The organism is Micromonospora yangpuensis, assembly GCF_900091615.1.
In the GTDB taxonomy this organism is placed as follows: Bacteria; Actinomycetota; Actinomycetes; order Mycobacteriales; family Micromonosporaceae; genus Micromonospora; species Micromonospora yangpuensis.
This window is the reverse complement of the sequence record NZ_FMIA01000002.1, coordinates 409748-430564: the sequence shown is the minus strand read 5'-3', so window position 1 is coordinate 430564 and position 20817 is coordinate 409748. Positions and strand designations below refer to the sequence as shown.

The window sequence follows — 20817 nt, the reverse complement described above, 5'->3', positions numbered from 1 at the left end:
GCACTCGGGCAGCGGCGCGGCGCGTCCGCCCGGCACGTCCGAGCGACGCGGCACGTCCGAGCGACGCGGCACGTCCGAGCGGCGCGGCACGTCCGGGCGGGCACGACCGGGCCCGCGCGGGGCCGGCGAACGGTGCTCAGAGGCCGCCGGGAAGGCGACCCGGGGCCAGCCGGCGGTGCGGGTCCAGCCGGTCCTTGGCGTCGCGCAGGCCGGGTAGGCCCGGCGGGCCGCCCCAGATGTCGACCGCGTCACGCACCGGTGCCGGCGCGGCGACCACGACGCACCGCCCCTGCCGGGGCTGGAGCACCGCACGGGCGGCGGCGACGATCCGGACCGCACGCTCCACGGTGGCGAGCCGGCCGGTGAGGGCCGCGTGGAGCACGCCGGAGCCGAAGGACCCGCGCACCGACACCGGGCCGCCGGCCGAGTCGCGCAACGCGTACAGGGCGGAGTAGAGGTGCTCCGGGGCGGCCTCGATGCGCAGCGCCACGTCGGCGGGGCCGAACGGGTACCGCCCCCACCAGTCCGGGGCCGACCGGGTCACCGTGGTCTCCGCACCGAGCATCCCGACCAGGCGGGCGGCCTGCTCGTCGACCTCGGGCAGCCCACCCTCCAGCAGCACCGCGACGCTGCCGGCCAGCCCGGAACGACCGGCCACCGAGGGGTGGTCGGGATGGACGAACGCCCGGGGGCCGACGTCGGCGGGCAGGTGCAGCTCGATCGCCGCCGGGTCGAGGTCGGCGTCGAGCACCTCCAACACCAGGGTGCGTGCCTCGGCCGGGTCCCGTACCGGCCGGATCACCCAGCGCCGCCCGGCGGGCACCTCCCGCACCCGCAGCGTCGCCGAGACCAGCAGGCCGAGCCCACCCTGGGAGCCGCAGAGCAGCCGGGCCAGCGCCACTCCAGCGCCCCCGTGGAACCCGCCGGTGGCCGGCAGCTCGACGTCGAACCCGGTGGCCCCGGCCGCCCAGAAGTCGGGGTCGACTCCCGTCGCGGCCAGGTCGGGGTCGGCTCCCGTCACGGTCAGGTCGGGGTTGACGCCCGTCACGGCCAGGTCGGGGTTGACGCCCGTCCCGGTCAGGTCGGGGTTGACTCCCGTCCCGGTCAGGTCGACGCCGTTCCCGGCGGGCAGGTCGGCGGGGTCGAGCCGGACGGTGACCAGCTCTCCCCCGGCGTCGAGGTAGCGCAGCCGGAGCAGCTGGTCCCCGGGGCCACCGTGGCACAGTCGCAGCGGGCCGGACTCGTCGGCCGCGAGCACCCCGCCGATGGTGGCCCCGGGCGAGGGCGGATCCAGCGGCAACCGGTGCCCGCTGCGCCCGAGGGTGGCCTGGATCGCGCGCAGTGGCGTACCCGCGCCGACCTCGACCTCGGTGGGTTCGCCGGCCGGCCGGTCGATGCCGGCCAGCCGGCCGGTGTCGAGCACGATGTCGACCCGGGCCGGGGCCGCACCCCAGTCGATCTTGGTGCCCGCGCCCCGGGGCACCACTGCCAGGTCGTGTTGGGCGGCCAGCCGGAGCACCCGGGCCGCGGCCCGCGCGTCGCCCGGCACCGCCACCCACCGCGCCGGGCACCCCGCCACCTCGTCGGCCGGGCCGGCCAGGCGGGCGAAGGGCGGGCCGCAGATCTCCACCAGCCGGCGGACGATGTCGGAGGCTCCGGGTCGGTCCATCGAGGAACTCGCTGTTGCCGCCATGGCCAGATCGTACAGGTGTACGAAAGCGCACGCAGTCCCGTACCACGTGGGGTCGGGGCTCGGCGCGCGACGCCGAGCGGTGCCGCGCGGGCCGACCCCGACCCGCCCGGCCGGTAACGTGACACCGGTGACCACCGAGACCCCCGTGCCCGTCGCCAAGCGGGTCCCCACCGAGCGCATCCACCACGACGACACCGTCGTCGACGAGTACGCCTGGCTCACCGCCAAGGACGACCCGGACACCATCGCGTACCTGAAGGCCGAGAACGCCTGGACCGAGTCGCGCACCGCGCACCTGGCCGACCTGCGTACCGAACTGTTCGAGGAGATCCGCCAGCGCACCCAGGAGACCGACCTGTCGGTGCCGGCCCGCAAGGGCGCGCACTGGTACTACACCCGCACGGTCGAGGGCCAGCAGTACGGCGTGCAGTGCCGACGCGCGGTCCGCGACGGCGAGACCGAACCGCCGGTCAGCGTGGACGGCGCACCCCTGGACGGCGAGGAGGTGCTGCTCGACGGCAACCTGCTCGCCGAGGGGCACGACTTCTTCTCCCTCGGGGCGTTCGACGTCAGCCCGGACGGGCGCTGGCTGGCGTACTCGACGGACTTCTCCGGTGACGAGCGGTTCACCCTGCGGGTGAAGGACCTCGACACCGGCGAGGTGCTGGCCGACGAGATCCCCGGCACCTTCTACGGCACCGCCTGGTCCGCCGACGCCTCGGTGCTCTTCTACGTCACCGTGGACGACGCGTGGCGGCCCCACCGGGTCTGGCGGCACACCGTCGGCACCCCGGCCGCCGACGACCAGGTGGTGCACCAGGAGGACGACGAGCGGTTCTGGGTGGGCGTCGAGCTGACCCGGTCGGAACGCTTCGTCCTGGTCGACATCCACAGCAAGATCACCAGCGAGGTACGGGTCATCCCGGCGGACAACCCGACCGGCGAACCGGCGGTGATCGCCGAGCGCCGGCAGGGCGTCGAGTACGCCGTCGAGCACCACGGGCACCGCTTCCTGATCCTGCACAACGACGGCGCGGAGGACTTCGCGCTGGCGTACACCTCGGCGGACGCGCCCGGCGACTGGGTGCCGCTGATCGACCACGCCCCCGGCACCCGGCTGGAGGCGGTCGACGCCTTCGACAACCACCTGGTCGTCTCGCTGCGCAGCAACGGCCTGACCGGGCTGCGGGTGCTCCCGGTCGGCACCTCCGACTCGTACGACATCGACTTCCCGGAACCGATCTACAGCGTCGGGCTGGACGCCAACCCGGAGTACCACACCAACAGCATCCGGCTGCGCTACTCGTCGCTGGTCACCCCCGGTTCGGTGTACGACTTCGACCTGGTCACCCGGGCCCTGGTGCTGCGCCGGCGCAGCCCGGTACGCCCCGGCCCGGACGGGCGCGAGTTCGACCCGGCCGACTACGAGCAGCACCGCGACTGGGCGCTCGCCGACGACGGCACCCGGATCCCGATCTCGCTGGTCCTGCGCGCCGGCACGGCACGCGACGGCTCCGCGCCCTGCGTCATCTACGGCTACGGCTCGTACGAGGCGAGCATGGACCCGTGGTTCTCGGTCAGCCGGCTCTCCCTGCTCGACCGGGGGGTCATCTTCGCGGTGGCGCACATCCGCGGCGGTGGCGAACTGGGCCGACGCTGGTACGAAGAAGGCAAGCTGCTGGCCAAGAAGAACACCTTCACCGACTTCGTCGCCTGCGCCCGGCACCTGGTCAAGGCCGGCTGGACGGCCCGGGACCGACTGGTGGCCCGGGGCGGCTCGGCGGGCGGGCTGCTGATGGGCGCGGTGGCCAACCTCGCCCCGGACGCCTTCGCCGGGATCGTCGCCCAGGTGCCGTTCGTGGACGCGCTGAACACCATCCTCGACCCCTCACTGCCGCTGACCGTCACCGAGTGGGAGGAATGGGGCAACCCGCTGGCCGACCCCGAGGTGTACGCGTACATGAAGTCGTACACCCCGTACGAGAACGTGGCCCCGGTCGACTATCCGCCGATCCTCGCCGTGACCAGTCTCAACGACACCCGGGTCTTCTACCACGAGCCGGCGAAGTGGATCGCCCGACTGCGGGCGGTGGCACCGCAGGGCGACTACCTACTCAAAACCGAGATGGGTGCCGGACACGGTGGCCCCAGCGGCCGGTACGACGCCTGGAAGGAAGAGGCCTTCGTCAACGCCTGGACCCTGGACCGCTTCCCCCGGTAAGGAAGGGCCCCCTGTTAACGCTTCCGGTATAGAAAGGTCCCCTTCTCACACCCGCCGCGAGGGCACCCAGGCTGCCTGGGCGCGCACGGCACCGGGACCCCGTCCGGGCATGCCACGCCCGGACGGGGTAGGGCCTGCCAGCCGGCCGGGGCGGCTCAGGGGTTCAGCAGGGCAGCCAGCCGGGCCGGGTCGATGTTGCCGCCGGTGACGACGGCGACCGTACGGCCGGGGGGTAGTTCGGCGGCGTGGAAGAGCCGGGCGGCGAGCGCCACCGCGCCGCTCGGCTCGACCACCAGGCGGGCCTCGCGGACCAGCCGGACGGTCGCCGCCATGATCTCCTCCTCACTCACCGTCACCACCCGGTCGAGGCGCTCGGTCAGGTGGGCGAAGGTGAGTTCGGAGAGGTTCGTCCGTAATCCGTCGGCCGCCGTCCGGTAGGTCCGCTCCGGCTCCCAACTCGTCAGTGTTCCGCTGGTAAGCGACTCGTGGGCGTCGGCGGCCAGCGCCGGCTCGACCCCGATGACCGTGGCCGACGGCCGCAGCTCCCGTACCGCCGTGCTCACCCCCGAGGCCAGCCCGCCGCCGCCCACCGGGACCAGCACCACGTCGACGTCGGGCAGGTCGGCGACGATCTCCAGGCCGACGGTGCCCTGGCCGGCGATGATCCGTCGGTCGTCGAAGGGCGGTACCAGCGTGGCGCCGGTCTCGGCGGCGACCCGTTCGGCCTCGGTCTGCCGCTGGGCCGGGGGCACCAGCAGCACCGTGGCGCCGAGGGCACGCATCCGGTCGATCTTCACCGCCGGCGCACCCTCCGGCACCACCACCGTGCACCGGACGCCGGCTGCGCGGGCGGCGTACGCCAGGGCCTGCCCGTGGTTTCCGGAAGAGTGGGTGACCACGCCCCGCTCCCGGCGGTCGGCCGCCAGCCGGGCGAGCGCGTGGGTCGCCCCGCGCAGTTTGAAGGACCCCACCGGTTGCAGGCTCTCCGGCTTGAGCCAGAGCCGGTCGTCCCAGGTCGCCGGAAGCAACGGGGTACGCAGCACGGTCGGGGCGATGTCGGTGGCGGCGGCCCGCACGTCGGCCAGCGAGACGAGGTCCATCCGGCCATCTTCGCGCCCCGGCCCGTACCGCGGACGGGGCAGCCCCCGACGACGCGCGATCGCGCCTGCCGAGTTCGGCTCCGCCCTCGGCTGTCGAAAGGGGTTCCCTTCTCTACCGGAAGCGTTAACAGGGGGCCCTTCCTTACACCTCAGGGGGTGCGGAGTTCTTCGGGGGCGGTGCTGGTGCGGAGCAGGAGCAGGCCGAGGCCGGTAACGGCCAGCACCGCGACCAGGGTGCCGGCGGCGAGCCAACCCAACTGCTCCACCGGTACGTCCGGAGCCGACCGGACCAGCTCGCCGACGGTACGGGTGTAGCGCTCCCGGGTCGCCGGATCCGAGCAGAGCTGGGTGCCGGCGTCGCAGACGTAGACGCGGTTGTCCCGGGTCACGTCGCCGAACAGTCCCCGGGCCAGGAAGAACCCGACGGTGAGGGCGAGTAGCACCGCCGGCACTGCGGGGGCCAGCACCTGCCACAGGATCGACCGGCTCAGGGTGGCCCGGGGCACCCCGGTCGCCGCCAGCGAGGCGTACGCCCGGCGGCGTCCGACGACGCCCTCGACCAGGGCGACGAGCATGCCGGCGGCGGCGATCGCCACGGCCACCTGGACCGCCAGGTCGACCAGGTCCATGCTGGCGAGGTAGAACGGGTCGGCGCCTGCGTCGACGCCGACCAGGCGGTTCTCCTCCCGGAGCCTGGCGTCGTCGGCGACGAAGTAGGCCCGCAGCCCGGCGGCACCGCCACCGAAGACCAGCGCGGCCAGCAGTGCGGCGAGGGTACGGCTACCGGCCCACGGGTCGGCGGTCAACCGGCCGGCGGCCAGCAACGCGGCCGGCCCCCGGCTGTACCGGCGCAGCAGCCGGCCCGCGGTGTACGAGAACCAGCCGGCCCCGGTCACCACCCCGGTCATCGCCAGCAGCCCACCGGTCATCAGCAACGTCGGCACCAGCCAGGTCGGCGCCTCGACGCCGGTGCGGGCGTAGACCTCCAGCACGGGTCGGATCGAGGCGAAGGCGAGCAGGCCGACGCCGATCAGGAGCCCCGCCCAGGGTCGGGGTGCCCCCGACCGGGTGGCCCGTCGGGTCACGCCCAGCGGCCCGGTCACCACGGCGCGCAGCAGCAGCACGGTGGCCACCGTGGCGACCAGGGGCAGCCCCAGCACCACGGCGGCCAGCACCCCGGGATGCGGCAGCACGTCGGTGGGCAGGGCCAGCTGCCCCCGCTGGTCGGGCCGGTCGAACACCTCCCGCCCGGCCAGGTACGCCCCGAGCGCGACCAGCGCGCCGAGCAGGCTGGCCACCCCGGTTTCCAGCGCGGCGACCAGGGTCACCTGACCGGGGGTGGCACCGGCCAGCCGTAGCGCGGCCAGCCGACGGTCCCGGGCCGGGGCACCGAGCCGGGCGCACTGCCCGGCCAACGCCAGCACCGGAACGGTGAGCAGGAGCAGGGCGAAGGCCACCCCCGGCCGGAGCCCCGGCTCCCGGAGCAGGCCGCTGGCGTACTGCTCGGAGTGGTTGCTCAGGAAGTTCTCCGGGTCGCTGAACGGCGGGGTGGGGATGGCCAGGACGGTCGCGGCGGCCAACCCGGTGAGAACGGCCAGGGCGGCACTGAGCGCGGTCAGGATCACCCGGGCCGAGTCGGTGCGGGTGCCGGCCAGGGCGAGGCGTACCAGGGTGGCGGGTTTCACCGGCGGCCACCGGGCAGCGCGGCGTCCAAGCCGAGTCCGGTGTGGTCGACCGTGCCGTCGCGCAGGACGATCTCGCGGTCGGCGTACCCGGCGATCCTCGGCTCGTGGGTGACCAGGACGACCGTGGTGCGTTGCTCCCGGGCCAGCCGCACCACCTGGGTGAGCACCTGCTCGCCGCTGAGCGTGTCCAACGCGCCGGTCGGTTCGTCGGCGAAGAGCACCCGGGGCTCGGTGACCAGCGCCCGCGCGGTGGCGCAGCGCTGCTGCTGACCGCCGGACATCTCCCCTGGACGGACGTCGGCGACCTCGGCCACGCCGAGCCGGTCCAGCCAGCTCAGCGCCACCGTCCGCGCCGCTCGCCGCCGCGTGCCGGCGAGCAGCAGCGGAAGGGCGACGTTCTCCGCCGCGGTCAACTCCGCGACGAGCTGGCCGAACTGGAACAACACCCCGAACTCGGTACGCCGCAGCCGGGACCGGGCCGCCTCGGAGGTGTTGTCGATCCGTCGGCCCCGGTAGTGCACCTCGCCGGCGTCCGGTCGCAGGATCCCGGCGAGGCAGTGCAGCAGGGTCGACTTGCCGCAGCCGCTCGGGCCCGTGACAGCGACGATCTCCCCCTCGGCGACGTCGAGGGTGATCCCGCGCAGAGCGGGTGTCGCGCCGTACGCCTTGACCACCGCGCGGGCCTGTAGCTGCGTCACGAGTGCACCTCCCGGTGCCAGTCGACGACCCGGTCCAGCGTGGTCTGCAACCAGCGCAGGTCGGCGTCGAGGTGGGCGATGGCGAAGTCGGCCGCGACGACGTCGTCGAGACTGGCCGTGGCGGCCGTCTTCACCGTGGTCAGCTCGCGGAGCCGCTGGGTGTGCGCCTGCCGCTGGTCGATCAGGTAGGCCCGGGCCCGTTCCACGTCGGCGGCGACCAGGGCGACCACCACCTTGGCGAAGAGGGTGCTGGCGACGTACGGCATCGGCGGCTCGACGGTGGTCAGCCACTGGTCCAGCGCGGCGCGGCCGTCGGCGGTGAGCGCGTACGCCGTCCGGTCCGGCCCGCCGTCGCGGTCCTGCCCGGCGGCCACCACCAGGCCGTCCCGCTGGAGCCGGCCGAGGGTCGCGTAGACCTGCCCGAAGGCCAGCGGACGGGCCCGGGGCAGCCGCTGGTCGTGCGCCCGTTTCAGCTCGTAGCCGTGGCGGGTGCCGGCGGCGAGCAGACCGAGCAGCACGTGTGGAGTGGACACGACCACAACTATTCACTCAGCGAATAGCCACTGTCAAGGGGGCCCGCCCGGCGATTCACCGGGCGGGCCTGATGCACTCGAACGCGTTGCCGGCGGCCGCCCCGCGGCGACGGCCGGCCACCATCACCGGCTGGGCGCTCGACCTGGGCCGGCTGCCGCCGTCGCTGCGAACGGCGGCAGCCGGCCCGGCCGGAGCGGGGCTAGGAGCGACCGCCCCGCCGCGTCGCCCTGGTGTCCGTCCGGTGCAGACGGTGCTGGAACGCGCTCGACGAGGCGTCGGGTTGTGACTGGGACCCGGAGGGTTCGACGGTGCCGGAACCTCGACGCTCCAGGTCACGCCGCAGGGCTTCCTGACGGGCCTGCTGCCGCCCGTCGATGTGCCCCTCCCAGCTGTTGAGCCCGATGGCGGCGAATCCCGACACCGCAGCCAACGGCTTGAGCTGGGCGTGCACGTTGTAGGCGTTGATCCCCCGACCCCCAGGTTGCCCAGGTGCAGGGCGGCCCGCTCGTAGTCCCTTTCGCGCGTCGCGTTGATCAATCCCGCGAAGGCGGTGGCCGTGGTCAGCGCCGCGCCGGCGATCTCCGTCGGCTTGTTCTCGACGAGCGCCCCGATGACGCTGATGAAGTTCCCCCCGGTCTCCACCTTCGGCGGAACGTACTCCCACGCCTTCTCCAGCACGCTCTTGAGCTGGTCGTAGTTGTAGAAACCGGCGTTCTGCGCGCTGATCTCCCGCTCCTGGGGGGTGAGCCGTCGACTCGGCGACAGGTCGAGCTCGACGCTGCCCCGCCGGACCGGCCCACCGTCCGAGGTGAGGGCGCTGAGCTCGGTGGCCACCCGGGTCAGCGCTCCCGGGTTGGGGACCTCGTACAGCGCGGACTGGTCCTGCGAGGTCCTGGCGTAGAAGCCGTTGCGCCGCGTCAGCACACCGGGGACCGGCTCCCGGGCCTCGAGCGGGCTCTGCGCTGGCGGGGCATAGGACATCGACGCCACGCCAGCCACCGCCGCGTTCACCGCCGGCCCGCCGAGAGGCTGCCCGGCGGCGGGCCCGACGGGCCCGACCAGCCCGCTGGGGTACGACCCGATCGGTATGTTCGGCATGCTCGCCGTCATGTACTCGTCGTCCGAGCTCTCCGTCGAGGACGCCGGAAACACCTGGGTGTCCGCCCGGCGGGGAGTCGACGGCTCTCCCATCTCCTCGGGCTCTTGGTAATAGGTGGGCATGCAGGCTCCTGACAACCGGCGACCGTGACGGAACAACTACGGAAGGCCAACAGACCCGGTTCACAGAATTTCCTAAATGCTGCAAATCTCTCGATCGGCAGTCACCCCCGGTTTCCCGGGCGATGCGGTCAGCGGCCCCAGGCCGGGTTTCGGCCGGCGAGACCGAGCAGCCGGTCCAGCTCCGGGGCATCCGGGCCGGTCGCCACCTCCGCGCCGAAGACGCCGTACTGCCGGCCCTGCGGCGCCAGCTGCGCGATCAGCGCGACCGACGGGGGCAACGTCTCGGGGGCCGGATCGTAGGGCTGGCCGGTCGCCGCCGCCAGATCCCAACCGTGCACGATCAGATCCATCAGGATCATGCCGCCGACCACCTGCTGGGGCATGCCCATCATCGGCGAGGTGCCCTCCAGCGCGGCCGGATCCGACCAGGCCCGCACCACCCGGTCGGTCTCGACCTCGAACCGCTCCCGCCAGTCCCCGGTCAGGAAGTCCGGCTTTTCCGCCCAGTCGACCGGCTGCCGGACCGCCAGCGCCTGGAAGTTGACCACCACCTCGAAGAGGTGGTTGACCAGGTCACGGACCCGGAACTCGGCACAGGGGGTGGGTAGGTCGAACTGCCCGTCAGCGGTACCCCGGACCACCGCGACCGTCCCCGGCCCGGCAGCGCCCAACAACCGACCGATCTCCGTCGTCATGACGCCCAGCGTAGGTCCCACCGGGCCGTCCCCGCCGCCCCGGACCGACGGCACGCCGCGCACGCCACAGGCACGGCGCGCACGCCGCGCACGCCGCGCACGCCGCAGGCACGGCGTTAGGAAGGGGCCCCTTTACATCAGAAAGCGTTAACAGGGGGCCCTTCCTTACACCCTCAGCGGCGGCGGAGGGCTACCACGGCTACGTCGTCGTTGATCTCCGACGGGGCCAGCTCGACCACCAGACGCTCGCAGAAGGCGTCCAGGTCGTCGTCGACCCGGGCGGCGACGGCGGCCAGCGCGGCCAGCCCGTCGTCGATGGTGACGTCCCGCCGCTCGATCAGCCCGTCGGTGTAGAGCACCAGGGTCGCCCCGGCCGGCAGGACGAACTCCAGGTCGTCGGGGCGTCGGGCGCGGACCCCGAGCAGCGGGGCCGGGTGCTCGATGTAGTCGACCTTGCCGTCCAGGCTGAGCAGCGCCGGCAGGTGCCCGGCGCTGGCCAGCCGGACCCGCCCGGTGGGCGGGTGCAGCAGCAGCACGCAGATCGTCGCCAGCTCGGCCGGGAGCAGGGTACGCATCAACTCGTTCACCCGGTGCAGGATCTGCCCCGGCTGGTGCCCCTCCACGGCGTACGCCCGGACGGCGTGCCGCAGCTCGGCCATCACCGTCGCGGCGTGCAGCGAGTGGCCGGCGACGTCACCGATCGCCATCAGCAGGTGACCGTCGAGCATCACCAGCTCGTAGAAGTCCCCGCCGACCTCGGTCTGGGCGCTGGCCGGCTCGTACCGGACGGCGAGGTCCAGCCCGGCGATCTCCGGGATCCGCCGGGGCAGCAGGCTGCGCTGCAGGGTGACCGCGATCCGGTGCTCCTCGTCGAAGGAGCGTTGCCCCTCGACCGCCGCCGCCACGGCCTGGGCGAGCTGCACCAGCACCGGGGTCCGCGCGGTCTGGGTGTGGGTCGGCACCACCACGTAGAGCGGGGCCCGGTCCTCCCGGAGCCTGGCCGCGGCGACCGTGACGGTGTCCCCGGCCGGCCAGTCGACCAGGCCCCAGTGTTCCGGCTCGTCGATTCGGACGGTGGAGCCGGTGGGCACCCCGGTGTCGTCGACGATCCAGGGCACCACCTCCGCCCCGGCGTCCGGGCCGGCCGACACCCCGGCGATGCAGTCGCCGTCGAAGGTCTCGGCCACCACCGCCGCCGGGCACTTGAAGATCTGCGCCGCGCCGGTCGCCGCCGCCTCCAGCAGGCGGGCGAAGTTCGGTGCCGCGTGCACCGCCACGGTGGTGTCGGCCAGCCCGGTGAGCCGTTCGGCGAGCAGCTCGGCGCGCTGCCGCGCCTGGTAGTAGCGCAGTACCGCGTGCGCGGTCGCGACGAGTTCCTCCGGCTCGATCGGCTCGGCCAGGTACGCGTCCGCGCCCCGGGTCAGCCCCTGCGCCCGGTCCACCACGTCGACCGCGTGTGCCGAGACGTGGATCACCGGGATCGCCGGATGGGCGTCCTTGATCCGCTCACAGACCTCGAAGCCACTCAGGTCGGGCAGGCGTACGTCGAGCACCACCAGGTCGATCGGGTCCGCGTCGACCCGGGCCAGCGCCTCGGCGCCGTTCTCCGCCTCGACCACCCGGAAGCCGGCCCGGGTCAGCCAGCTCACCAGCAGGTACCGCTTGGTCTGGCTGTCGTCGACGACGAGCACTGTCGCGGGGCTGCCGTCCACCGTCAGCCCCCACCGACCGGCAGGGCCACGGTGAAGCTGCTGCCCTGCCCCGGCGTACTGGTCAGCTGCATCGTGCCGCCGAGCAGGGTCACCAACCGCCGGGCGTACGGCAGCCCGAGGCCGGTGCCGCCGACCCGGGTGCTCCCCGGCACCTGGTAGAACTCCTCGAAGACGCGTTCGTGCAGCTCCGGGGCGATGCCGACGCCGGTGTCGGTCACCGTCAGCTGCCACCGGTCGGCCCGCTGCTCAGCCCGCATGCGCACCTCGCCCCGCTCGGTGAACTTCAGCGCGTTGTGCAGGAGGTTACGCAGCACCTGGGCCAGCAGCACCTCGTCCGTTCGGATGACTGCCGGGTGCGGCGGATCCTCGACGACCAGCTCCACCTCGTCCCGGGAGGCCAGCGCCCGCAGGGTGCCGCGCAACTGCCCGAAGAGGAGACGCAGGTCCACCTCGGCCCAGGCCGGCTCGATCCGCCCGGACTCCGCCTTGGCCAGGTCGAGCAGCTCGTTGACCAGGCTGAGCAGGTCGGTCGCGGAGGAGCGGATCAGCTCCACCTGGCGGCTCTGCTCGGTGGTGAGCGGGTCGGAGCCGCCGTCGGTGAGCAGCCGCCCCAACCCGATGATCGCGGTGACCGGGGCCCGCAGTTCGTGCGAGACGTTGGCCAGGAAGCGACTCTTGGACTCACTGGCCGCCCGCAGCTGGGCGGACTTCTCGTCCAGCTCGGCGTAGAGGGCCACCACCCCCTGGTTGGTCGCCTCCAACTCCTCGGTGAGCTGGTTGTAGAGCGCCATCACCCCGTGGTTGGTCTCCTGCAGCTCCGCGTTGAGCACGGCCAGCTCGTCGCGCTGGCTGCGTACCTCGTCGAGGGCGGCGATCAACTGCTGGTTCTGGCTGGCCAGCTCGTCCACGGCACTGCCGGGGGCGACCCGTTCCAGCTCGGCGCGCAGCTCCGCGAGCCGCTGCGGGGTCGGCTCAGGCACATGGGAGGGGGCGCGTCGGGACATCCTCACGACCGTATCCCCCTCGACGCGTACCACGCCCAACGTGTCGACCAGACGTGCCACCGCGCCGGACTGCGGCTGGTAGTCGTCGTCGGGCAACGGGCGCAGCGGCGCGAGGTCGATTCGCAGGCCGAAGCGCCCGTCGACCCGGCCGGTCACGGCGAAGGTGACGTTCGCCCCACCGGTGATGGTCAGCAGGTCCCGGGCCACCTCGCTGAGCGCGGTGGCGACCCGGACCTGGTCCTGGTGCTCCAGGCCGGCCGCTGCGGCCACCTCCCGGCCCCGCTGGCGGACCACGAAGATGTCGTGTTCCACCCGCAGGGCCAGCTGCAGCAGCGGCTCGTCCATCCGGCCGGTCACGACCAGGCCCGGGCGACCAGCACGCAGGCGTCGTCGCGCCGGATGCCGGCGTCGCGCAGCAACGTGGTGGCCACCACCAGCGGCGACCGGTCGGCCAGCCCGGGATAGTCGTCCATCGACCAGCGGTCGACCACCCCGTCGCTGTGCATGGTCAGCAGGGCCCCGGCGGCGAACGGGTAGTCGTACTCGCGCACCGTGGGCCGCTGGTGGCCGGCGATCCCGGGCAACGAGACCAGCCCTCGGCGGCGCTCGCCCTCGACAGTGATCATGGCGGAGATGTTGCCCAGCCCGGCGTACCGGAGCAGTCCGGCGGCCGGATCGAGTTCGGCGACGGCCAGCGCGGCGCCCCGGGTGTGCGACATCGACCGGTGCAGGTGCTGCACCACCGCGCCGGGCGGTGCGGCCGGCGCGGCCCGGAACGCGGTCAGCGCGGCGTCGCTGGCGGCCGAGGCCAGCGGTCCGTGTCCGAGCCCGTCGCTGACCAGCACCTGGTACCGGCCCTCGACGACCCGGACGGCGTACCCGTCGCCGCTCACCGACTCGCCGGTCAACGGTCGGGTCAGTCCGGCCGCCCAGCTCGGCTCCGGGGCCGCCACCGGCCAGACCTGCACGACGAAGGCGGTGCCCCGGCCGGGGCGCGAGTACCCGTCGGACCAGCTCGCCTGCCGCAGGATCGCGCCGAGGCCGATGCCGAGGGTGCCGGCGGTGGAGTGCCCGTCCTGGGCGGAGTGGGCCAGGTCGGCCATGCCGGGCCCGGAGTCGAGGGCGATCAGCTCCACCCCGGCCTCCCGGGTGCCGCGTACCGGCCGCAGCAGCAACGCGCCCTCGTCGGCGTGCTTGACCAGGTTGCTGGTCAGCTCGGCGGCGACGATGGCCAGGTCGGCGGTGCGCTCGGCACCGAGTTCGAGCTGGCTGCCGAGGCGCTCGGCGGCCCGCCGGACCGCGCTGGCCGCGCTGCTGCTCTCCACCCGGAACCAGATTCCCTGGTCCGGAACCACGTCGGAGGTCAACGGGACCACTTGGTGATGGTGATCCGGGTGCCCCGGCCCACGCCGGTGTCGATCTCGAACTCGTCGACCAGCCGGCGGGCGCCACTGAGCCCCAGCCCGAGCCCGCCGCCGGTGGTGTAGCCGTCGGTGAGCGCCAGGTCCAGGTCGGCGATGCCCGGACCGGAGTCGGCGAAGACGATCCGTACGCCGCGCCGCCGGCCGTTGTCCGCGGTCATCACCTCGACGGTGCCGCCGCCGCCGTACACCAGGGTGTTGCGGGCCAGCTCACTCGCGGCCGTGACCAGCTTGGTCTGGTCGACCAGGGAGAGCTTGACCTGCACCGCGACGGTACGCACCAACTGGCGGACCCGGACCACGTCCTCGTCGGCGCGGACCGCCTGGGTCTGCGGCTGCCCCAGGTCGACGCCGGTGATCATGCTGTCGCCGTCGTCTCGGCGTCCGGCTCGTCGAAGTCGTAACCGAACTCGTCGGCGCGGGCCGCGGCGACCAGCTCCATGCCCCGCTCGACGTTGAGCGCGGTCCGGATGCCGTTGAGCGAGAGCCCCAGCTCGACCAGGGTGATGGCCACGGCGGGGCGCATCCCGACCACCACCGTCTCGGCGTCGAGCACCTTGGAGATGGAGGCGATGGTGGAGAGCATCCGCCCGACGAAGGAGTCCACGATGTCGAGCGCGGTGATGTCGATGATCACGCCGTGGCAACCGGTGGCGACGATCCGCTCGGCCAGGTCCTCCTGCAGTTGCACGGCGGTCTGGTCGGACATGTCGAGCTGGATGGAGACCAGCAGGATGTCGCCGATCTTCAGGATGGGTACCCGTTCCATCAGGCCTCCCGGCGCGCCTGCGCCTGTCGGCGCGCGTTCTCCACGCCGGTGATCCGCAGGACGTGCCGCAGCGCGTCGGCGAGGCTCGCCTTGGTGGCGATGTCACCGAACTCGATGCCGAGGGCGACGATGGTCTGGGCGATCTGCGGCCGGATGCCGGAGATGATGCACTCGGCGCCCATCAGCCGGGCGGCCACCACGGTCTTCAGCACGTGCTGGGCGACCTGGGTGTCCACCGCCGGCACACCGGTGATGTCGATGATCGCGTACGGCGAGCCGGTGTCGACCAGGGTCTGCAGCAGCCGTTCCATGACGACCTGCGCCCGCGCCGAGTCCAGCGTGCCGACCAGCGGCACGGCGACGACGCCCTCCCAGAGCTTGACCACCGGGGTGGAGAGTTCGAGCAGCTGCTCGGCCTGGTCGGCGATCAGGCTCTCCCGGGTCCGGACGTAGCTCTCCACGGTGAAGAGGCCCAGCTGGTCGATCAGGGCGGCGAAGGCGACGTAGTCGCGCAGCGTGCCCGCACCGGCCTCGGCGTCCATCAGCTCCAGCAGGACGTCCTTGAGGGCGAAGATGCTCACCGCGGTCTCGCGGGCCGAGAAGCCCTGCCGGGCCCGTCCCCGGGACAGCTCGGACAGCTCGGCGCGCAGCTCGGCGGCCTGCTCGGCCTCCACGTCGATGATCCCCTGCTCGCCCACGGCGACCAGGCTGCGGTGCAGGTCACCGAGCTGGCGGCGCAGCTCGGCCTGGCTCAGCCGACCGCGCAACGTCACCGCCACGAGCTCGGTCCACCGCTGCGTGATCCGCTCGGCGTGCTCGTTCAACAGACCGGTGAGTCGGCCGTTCTCCTCGGCGGTCAACGCCATGCTTACCTCCTCGACCCGAACCGGCCGGACTCTATCACCGCACCCCGGTCAACTAGTTGCCCCGTGGCAAAGGAATGACCGCTGCCACCGGGTTCGGCTCCCGGTCGGCGTACCCCGGTTCGGTGGGATACCGTTCCCCCGGATAACAGGAGGTACGAATGTCCTTGACGGTGCACACGGAACAGCGTGGCGACGTGGTCGTCGTATCGGTCGCGGGTGAGCTGGACATGGCGACGGCACCGCAGCTGCAGGACCAGATCACCGACCTGCTCGACAAGGGCCGCAACCGCCTGGTCTTCGACCTGGCCGAGGTGTCGTTCTGCGACTCGACCGGGTTGTCCGTCTTCGTCCGGGCCAAGAACAGCTGCGACGAGGCCGGCGGCGTGGTCCGGCTCGCCGCCCCGCAGCGTGGGGTGCTCCGCATCCTGGAGGTCAGCGGGCTGGTCGAGGTGCTGCAGACCTATCCGACGGTGGACGAGGCGGTGGCCGGCGAGCCCACGCCGACCTCCTCCTGACCCGACCCGCACCACTCAGCGCTCGTCCTCGATGAACCGGGGACGGGCGATCACCATGCCCGCCGCCGTCTGCACCACCAGGGCGACCAGCAGGAAACCGATCGGTGCGACCCACCCGCCGGTGACGTCGTACAGGACGCCGACCAGCAGCGGCCCCAGCGCCGCGATCAGGTACCCGACGCTCTGGGCGAACGCGGAGAGCGCCACGGTCCCCTCGGTGGTCCGGGCCCGCAGCCCGATGGTCGCCAGCAGCATCGGGAAGGCGCTCTGCCCGACCGCGAGCAGCACCGCCCAGACCAACGCCCCCCGGTACGGCGCCACGGCCAGGCCCAGGTAGGCCAGGAGCATCGCCGCGGAGAGCACCAGGATCAGCGGGTGCAGCGTGCGCATCCGACCGGCCAGGGTCGGCATCAGCAGGGCGATCGGCACCCCGACCGCGGTCACCGCCGCCAGCAGCAGGCCGGCGTCCCCGGCGGTGTAACCGGCGTCCCGGAAGAGCTGGGCCAGCCAGCCCATCAACGCGTACGCGCCGAGCGCCTGGGTGCCGAAGTAGAGCCCCATGGCCCAGCCGAGCCGGGTCCGACCAGGCCGGATCCGGAGCGGGACCGACGCGACCGGCGTCGCGCTCGGCCGCCGGGCGGCGGCGTGCGCCCGCAGCGCCGCCGGCACCCACGGGAGTACGGCGACCGCCGCCAGCAGCGCCCAGACGGCCAGCCCGGCCCGCCACGACCCGAGCGCGTGCCCGACCGGTACCGCCGCCGCGGCGGCCACCGTCGCACCCACCGTCATGGTCATCGAGTACGCCCCGGTGACCAGCCCGACCCGGTGCGGGAAGTACTGCCGGACCAGCATCGGCAGCAGGATGTTGGCCACCGCGATCCCGCCCAGCGCCAGCGCGCTAGTGACCAGGAAGACCACCGTCGAGTCGGTGGCCACCCGCAGCAGTTGCCCGGCGGCGAGGGCGAGCATCGCCGCGACCAGCACCCGGGCGGCCGAGTACCGGCGGACCAGGCGCGGGGTCAGCGACCCGAACAGGGCGAACGCCAGGGCGGGCAGGGTGGTGACGAAGCCGGCCACCGCTCCGGAGAGCGCCAGGCCGGTGCGTACCTCGTCGAGCAGCGCGCCGAGGCTGGTGATCGCGGCGCGCAGGTTCAGGGCGACCAGCAGGATCCCGACCAGGATCACCACCGGACCAGCGGCCGGTCGGCCGGCAGCGGGTGGGGGTGCCACCGGCGGCGGGGCGGTCGGCTGGGGACCGGAGTCCGGCAGCGGCGCTTCGGCCGGTGCCGGCCGGGTATCCGGCGGCGCCTCGGGGATGCGGGTGCGGGCTGAGGCGAGGGCGGTCGGTGGCGGGGTCATGACCTTCAACCTACAATCATGGGATGAATTCTGGGCGGGTGATGTAACCAGTGCCACCATCGGTTGATTCCGCCACCGTGCCGCCGCGCGGCCGGCGGGTGCAGCAGACCATCGCCTCGCTGCGGGAGCGGATCCTGCGCGGCGACTGGCCGGTGGGCGACCGGATCCCGACCGAGCCACAGCTGGTCGCCACGCTCGGAGTGGGACGCAACACCGTCCGCGAGGCGGTCCGCGCACTGGTGCACGCCGGGGTGCTGCAGTGCCGGCAGGGCTCCGGGACGTACGTGGTCTCCACCGACGAACTGGCCCCGGTGGTGGCCCGCCGGATCACCGACGACCGGACGACCGAGGTGGTGGAGGTCCGGCGCGCCTTCGAGGTGGAGGCGGCCCGGCTCGCCGCGCTTCGGCGTACCCCGGCAGACCTGGCGGCGCTCGACGACGCGCTGGCCGCCCGGGAGGCCGCGTGGCGCGGCGGCCGGGTCGCCGACTTCGTGGAGGCCGACGCGGCGCTGCACACCGCGGTGGTCGCCGCCGCACACAACGGCATGCTCGCCGAGCTGTACGCCTCGGTCGGCACCGCGCTACGCAGCACCATAGCCCGGACCATGGGCGACGAACTGCTCCCCGAGCGGTACGTCGACCATGGTCGACTCGTCGAGGCGATCCGGGCCGGTGACCCGGCACGGGCCGCCCGGGAGGCCGGCGCTTTCCTGGAGCCCGCCCCGGGGGCTTAGGTTGTCCCCGATCGAAACACGGGCCAGCCACAGGAGTAGGGATGCTCAAGGGCTTCAAAGAGTTCATCATGCGCGGCAACGTCATCGACCTGGCGGTCGGCGTGGTCATCGGGGCCGCGTTCACGGCGGTGGTCACCCAGTTGACCACCTCGTTCCTCAAGCCGCTGATCGCGCTGATCACCGTGCTGATCACCGGCAGCGAGGAGGGCCTGGACGGCGCGGTCTGGACGGTACGCAACGTCGAGTTCGACTGGATCAGCTTCGTCAACGCGCTGATCACCTTCGTGCTCACCGCGGCGGCACTGTACTTCCTGGTGGTGTTCCCGATGAACAAGCTGGCCGAGCGGCGGCAGCGGGGTGAGGAGCCGCCGCCGAAGACGCCCAGCGAGGAGATCCAACTGCTCACCGAGATCCGGGACGCGCTGGTCGCCGCCGGCCAGGCCGGCCCGGGGCAGCAGCGCGGCGCGCTCGACGACGTACTGGGTCGCCGCCAGGAGCCGCCCGCCCCGCGCTGAGCCGGCACCCGCACATCGGCCCCTGTGGGAATCCCGCAGGGGCCAACCTTTTTCGTACGTGTGTTCGATAGAGTCCACCCCATGGAGCAGCGGAAACACTGGTGGAACGGCAAGTGGGGGCGACTCGCCCGGCGGGACGTCTTCCTCCGGGTGGACGCCGACCGCTGGCACGTCGAACAGCGCGCCGGCGGCGCCGAGGGAGTCTCCCGGTTCTACGAGTACGACAGCGCCGACGCGGCGGAGGAGACCGTCCGCGCCCTGCTCGACGGGGCAGACTGGCGGGAGCTCTCCCCCCGCCCGCCGGGCGGCTGGACCCCGTCCCACTGAGCCACCCCGCAGCCCTCACGCGGTCCTCGCCCTCACGTGGTCGCGGTGGGCGGCACGCCGTCGCGCGTTTAGCGTCGGGCCGGTCCGGGAACCGCGCCAGGATGAGCCAGCAGGACACCGAGCAGCAGGCGACCATCTCCCGGGTCACCACCGGCATGCGGGTGATCGACTCGACAGGCACCGAGATCGGCACCGTCGATCTGGTCCAGCGGGGCGACCCGAACGCGGTGACCGTGCAGGGCACCCCGAACGCCGACCCCGGCAGCAGCCTCGACGAGCTGATCGAGTCGACCACCGTCGAGGAGCCCGACGTGCCGGCCGACCTGGCCGCCCGGCTGCTGCACAGCGGTTACCTCAAGGTCTCCACCGACCTGGTCCCCACCGGCGCGGTGTACGTGCTTGCCGACCGCATCGCCACCGTCACCGCCGACGGGGTACGGCTGGCCGTCCCCGCCGCCGACCTCCCGCCGGAGCAGTAACCCGGCACCCTGCCCCCTGGTGCGCGCCCCCGGCGTGAGGTGTACGTCCTCGATGCGATGTGAGAGGGGAACCCTTCTCTACCGTAGGCGTTAAGAGGGGGCCCTTCCTTCGCGGAAGAGGAGGAGCATGAGCCAGCCGGCGAGCAGTCCCCAGAACGCGCCGCCCACCCCCAGCAGGGTCACCCCGGAGGCGGTGACGACGAAGGCGACCACGGCTGCCTCCCGGGCGTCCGGCTCGGTCACCGCCGCCGCGATCGCGGTGGCCAACGCCCCGAGCAGGGCCAGGCCGGCGACCGCCTCGATCAGCACCGGGGGTGCCAGCGCGACGAGCGCGGTGGCGAGTCCGGCACCCAGCCCGAGCAGGGCGAGACCGACACCGGCGGTGACCGAGGCGATCCACCGGCGGTCCGGGTCGGGGTGGGCGTCCGGGCCGGCGGCGAGGGCGGCGCTGATCGCGGCGAGGTTCACCGCGTGTCCGCCGGCGGGCGCGGCGGCCAGGCTGGCCAGGCCGGTGGCCCGCAACGCGGCGCCGAACGGCGGGCGGTAGCCGTAGCCGACCAGTACCGCCATCCCGGGTACGTTCTGCGCGGCCATGGTGACCAGGAACAGCGGCACGGCGAGGCCGATCGTGGCGGAGAGGCTCCAGGCCGGCGCGGTCAACTCGACGACCGGGAGCAGCCCCGCCGCACCCACCCCGCCGAGTCCGGAGGCGGTCAGGGTGATCGCCACCACCGCGACTGCCAGCGCGGCGGGGACCGCCCAGCGGCGGGCGTACCGGTGCAGCAGCACCCAGGTCACCACCACCGGCGCGGCGAGCAGCGGCACCTCGACCAGGGCCCGGACCGGGGCGGTGCAGAGCGGCAGCAGCACCCCGGCGAGCATCGCGCCGGCGACCGGTCGGGGGATGGCCGCGACGGCCCGGCCCAGCGGCGGGAAGAGTCCGGCGGCCACGATCAGCACGCCGGAGACGAGGAACGCCCCGACGGCCGTCGGCCAGCCGCCGGGCAGCGGTCCGGTCGCCACCAGCAGCGCGGCACCCGGGGTGGACCACGCCACGCTCATCGGTATCCGGTGGCGCAGCCCCAGCCAGGCGGCGGCCAGGCCGGCGGTGAGGCAGAGCACGAGCAGCCCCGAGGCGGCCTGGGCGTCGGTGGCACCGACCGCCCGCAATCCGGCCAGCACAACGGTGAACGAGCTGGCGAAGCCGACAAGCGCGGTCACCACCCCGGCCAACAACGGCTGGGTACGTCCGGCCACGGCCACCTCCTC

Annotated in this window: 21 protein-coding genes; 6 read left to right on the top strand and 15 right to left on the bottom strand. The window is 73.4% G+C overall.

Annotated elements, in window-relative coordinates:
* Positions 1 to 136: 136 nt before the first annotated feature.
* A complete protein-coding gene (locus GA0070617_RS02150; protein WP_091445765.1) occupies positions 137 to 1693 on the bottom strand; it encodes an FAD-binding oxidoreductase in 1557 nt (518 codons plus the stop codon).
* A gap of 127 nt (positions 1694 to 1820) precedes the next feature.
* Here GA0070617_RS02150 and GA0070617_RS02145 point away from each other — a divergent pair, with 127 nt between their 5' ends.
* Entirely contained in the window at positions 1821 to 3914 is a 2094-nt protein-coding gene (locus GA0070617_RS02145; RefSeq protein ID WP_091433245.1) for a S9 family peptidase, read from the top strand.
* 155 nt (positions 3915 to 4069) lie between these two features.
* Here GA0070617_RS02145 and GA0070617_RS02140 read toward each other — a convergent pair whose 3' ends face one another.
* The 12 genes from GA0070617_RS02140 to GA0070617_RS02085 all read right to left on the bottom strand — a co-directional run bounded on the left by GA0070617_RS02140 (position 4070) and on the right by GA0070617_RS02085 (position 15619).
* Positions 4070 to 5014 (bottom strand): threonine ammonia-lyase, encoded by a 945-nt coding sequence (locus tag GA0070617_RS02140; protein ID WP_091433242.1) that lies wholly within the window; start codon positions 5012 to 5014, stop codon positions 4070 to 4072.
* 149 nt (positions 5015 to 5163) lie between these two features.
* Complete coding sequence (locus tag GA0070617_RS02135) at positions 5164 to 6699, bottom strand: FtsX-like permease family protein (RefSeq protein WP_091433240.1); 1536 nt, start codon at positions 6697 to 6699, stop codon at positions 5164 to 5166.
* Positions 6696 to 7397 (bottom strand): ABC transporter ATP-binding protein, encoded by a 702-nt coding sequence (locus tag GA0070617_RS02130; protein ID WP_091433236.1) that lies wholly within the window; start codon positions 7395 to 7397, stop codon positions 6696 to 6698. The genes GA0070617_RS02135 and GA0070617_RS02130 overlap by 4 nt, the downstream gene beginning before the upstream one ends.
* On the bottom strand, positions 7394 to 7930 hold the full coding sequence (locus GA0070617_RS02125) for a PadR family transcriptional regulator (RefSeq protein WP_091445763.1): 537 nt from the start codon (positions 7928 to 7930) through the stop codon (positions 7394 to 7396). Before GA0070617_RS02125 ends, GA0070617_RS02130 begins: the two co-directional genes overlap by 4 nt.
* Before the next feature lie 55 nt (positions 7931 to 7985).
* Positions 7986 to 9152, bottom strand: a complete 1167-nt coding sequence (locus GA0070617_RS02120) for a hypothetical protein (protein WP_091433234.1) — start codon at positions 9150 to 9152, stop codon at positions 7986 to 7988.
* 128 nt (positions 9153 to 9280) lie between these two features.
* Complete coding sequence (locus GA0070617_RS02115) at positions 9281 to 9847, bottom strand: TIGR03086 family metal-binding protein (protein WP_091433231.1); 567 nt, start codon at positions 9845 to 9847, stop codon at positions 9281 to 9283.
* A 173-nt stretch (positions 9848 to 10020) separates the two neighbouring features.
* Positions 10021 to 11559 carry a SpoIIE family protein phosphatase gene (locus GA0070617_RS02110; protein WP_091433228.1) on the bottom strand — a complete coding sequence of 513 codons (1539 nt, stop codon included), beginning with the start codon at positions 11557 to 11559 and terminating at the stop codon, positions 10021 to 10023.
* A gap of 2 nt (positions 11560 to 11561) precedes the next feature.
* Positions 11562 to 12908 (bottom strand): sensor histidine kinase, encoded by a 1347-nt coding sequence (locus GA0070617_RS02105; RefSeq protein ID WP_091445762.1) that lies wholly within the window; start codon positions 12906 to 12908, stop codon positions 11562 to 11564.
* Positions 12909 to 12916: 8 nt separating this feature from the next.
* Positions 12917 to 13939: a SpoIIE family protein phosphatase gene (locus tag GA0070617_RS02100; RefSeq protein ID WP_175440411.1), complete on the bottom strand. Its 1023-nt coding sequence runs from the start codon at positions 13937 to 13939 to the stop codon at positions 12917 to 12919.
* Positions 13927 to 14346: an ATP-binding protein gene (locus tag GA0070617_RS02095; RefSeq protein WP_091433225.1), complete on the bottom strand. Its 420-nt coding sequence runs from the start codon at positions 14344 to 14346 to the stop codon at positions 13927 to 13929. The genes GA0070617_RS02100 and GA0070617_RS02095 overlap by 13 nt, the downstream gene beginning before the upstream one ends.
* On the bottom strand, positions 14343 to 14753 hold the full coding sequence (locus tag GA0070617_RS02090; protein WP_091433220.1) for an STAS domain-containing protein: 411 nt from the start codon (positions 14751 to 14753) through the stop codon (positions 14343 to 14345). Before GA0070617_RS02090 ends, GA0070617_RS02095 begins: the two co-directional genes overlap by 4 nt.
* The gene (locus GA0070617_RS02085) at positions 14753 to 15619 is read right to left on the bottom strand and encodes an STAS domain-containing protein (RefSeq protein ID WP_091433217.1); all 867 of its coding nucleotides are present in this window, start codon (positions 15617 to 15619) and stop codon (positions 14753 to 14755) included. The genes GA0070617_RS02090 and GA0070617_RS02085 overlap by 1 nt, the downstream gene beginning before the upstream one ends.
* A gap of 158 nt (positions 15620 to 15777) precedes the next feature.
* Between GA0070617_RS02085 and GA0070617_RS02080 the strand changes: the two genes are divergently transcribed.
* A complete protein-coding gene (locus tag GA0070617_RS02080) occupies positions 15778 to 16134 on the top strand; it encodes an STAS domain-containing protein (protein ID WP_091433213.1) in 357 nt (118 codons plus the stop codon).
* Positions 16135 to 16149: 15 nt separating this feature from the next.
* Here GA0070617_RS02080 and GA0070617_RS02075 read toward each other — a convergent pair whose 3' ends face one another.
* Positions 16150 to 17493 (bottom strand): MFS transporter, encoded by a 1344-nt coding sequence (locus GA0070617_RS02075; protein ID WP_091433208.1) that lies wholly within the window; start codon positions 17491 to 17493, stop codon positions 16150 to 16152.
* Positions 17494 to 17543: 50 nt separating this feature from the next.
* Here GA0070617_RS02075 and GA0070617_RS02070 point away from each other — a divergent pair, with 50 nt between their 5' ends.
* From GA0070617_RS02070 to GA0070617_RS02055, 4 genes are all read left to right on the top strand, one after another.
* A complete protein-coding gene (locus GA0070617_RS02070; protein WP_091433205.1) occupies positions 17544 to 18227 on the top strand; it encodes a FadR/GntR family transcriptional regulator in 684 nt (227 codons plus the stop codon).
* A 41-nt stretch (positions 18228 to 18268) separates the two neighbouring features.
* The gene (gene mscL / locus GA0070617_RS02065) at positions 18269 to 18742 is read left to right on the top strand and encodes a large conductance mechanosensitive channel protein MscL (protein WP_091433201.1); all 474 of its coding nucleotides are present in this window, start codon (positions 18269 to 18271) and stop codon (positions 18740 to 18742) included.
* Between the two features lie 81 nt (positions 18743 to 18823).
* A complete protein-coding gene (locus GA0070617_RS02060) occupies positions 18824 to 19069 on the top strand; it encodes an RNA-binding protein (RefSeq protein WP_091433198.1) in 246 nt (81 codons plus the stop codon).
* Between the two features lie 101 nt (positions 19070 to 19170).
* Positions 19171 to 19548 carry a hypothetical protein gene (locus GA0070617_RS02055; RefSeq protein ID WP_091433195.1) on the top strand — a complete coding sequence of 126 codons (378 nt, stop codon included), beginning with the start codon at positions 19171 to 19173 and terminating at the stop codon, positions 19546 to 19548.
* A gap of 90 nt (positions 19549 to 19638) precedes the next feature.
* On the opposite strand, the gene GA0070617_RS02050 is transcribed toward GA0070617_RS02055, so the two are convergent.
* Entirely contained in the window at positions 19639 to 20805 is a 1167-nt protein-coding gene (locus GA0070617_RS02050) for a benzoate/H(+) symporter BenE family transporter (protein WP_091445759.1), read from the bottom strand.
* Between the last annotated feature and the right edge of the window lie 12 nt (positions 20806 to 20817).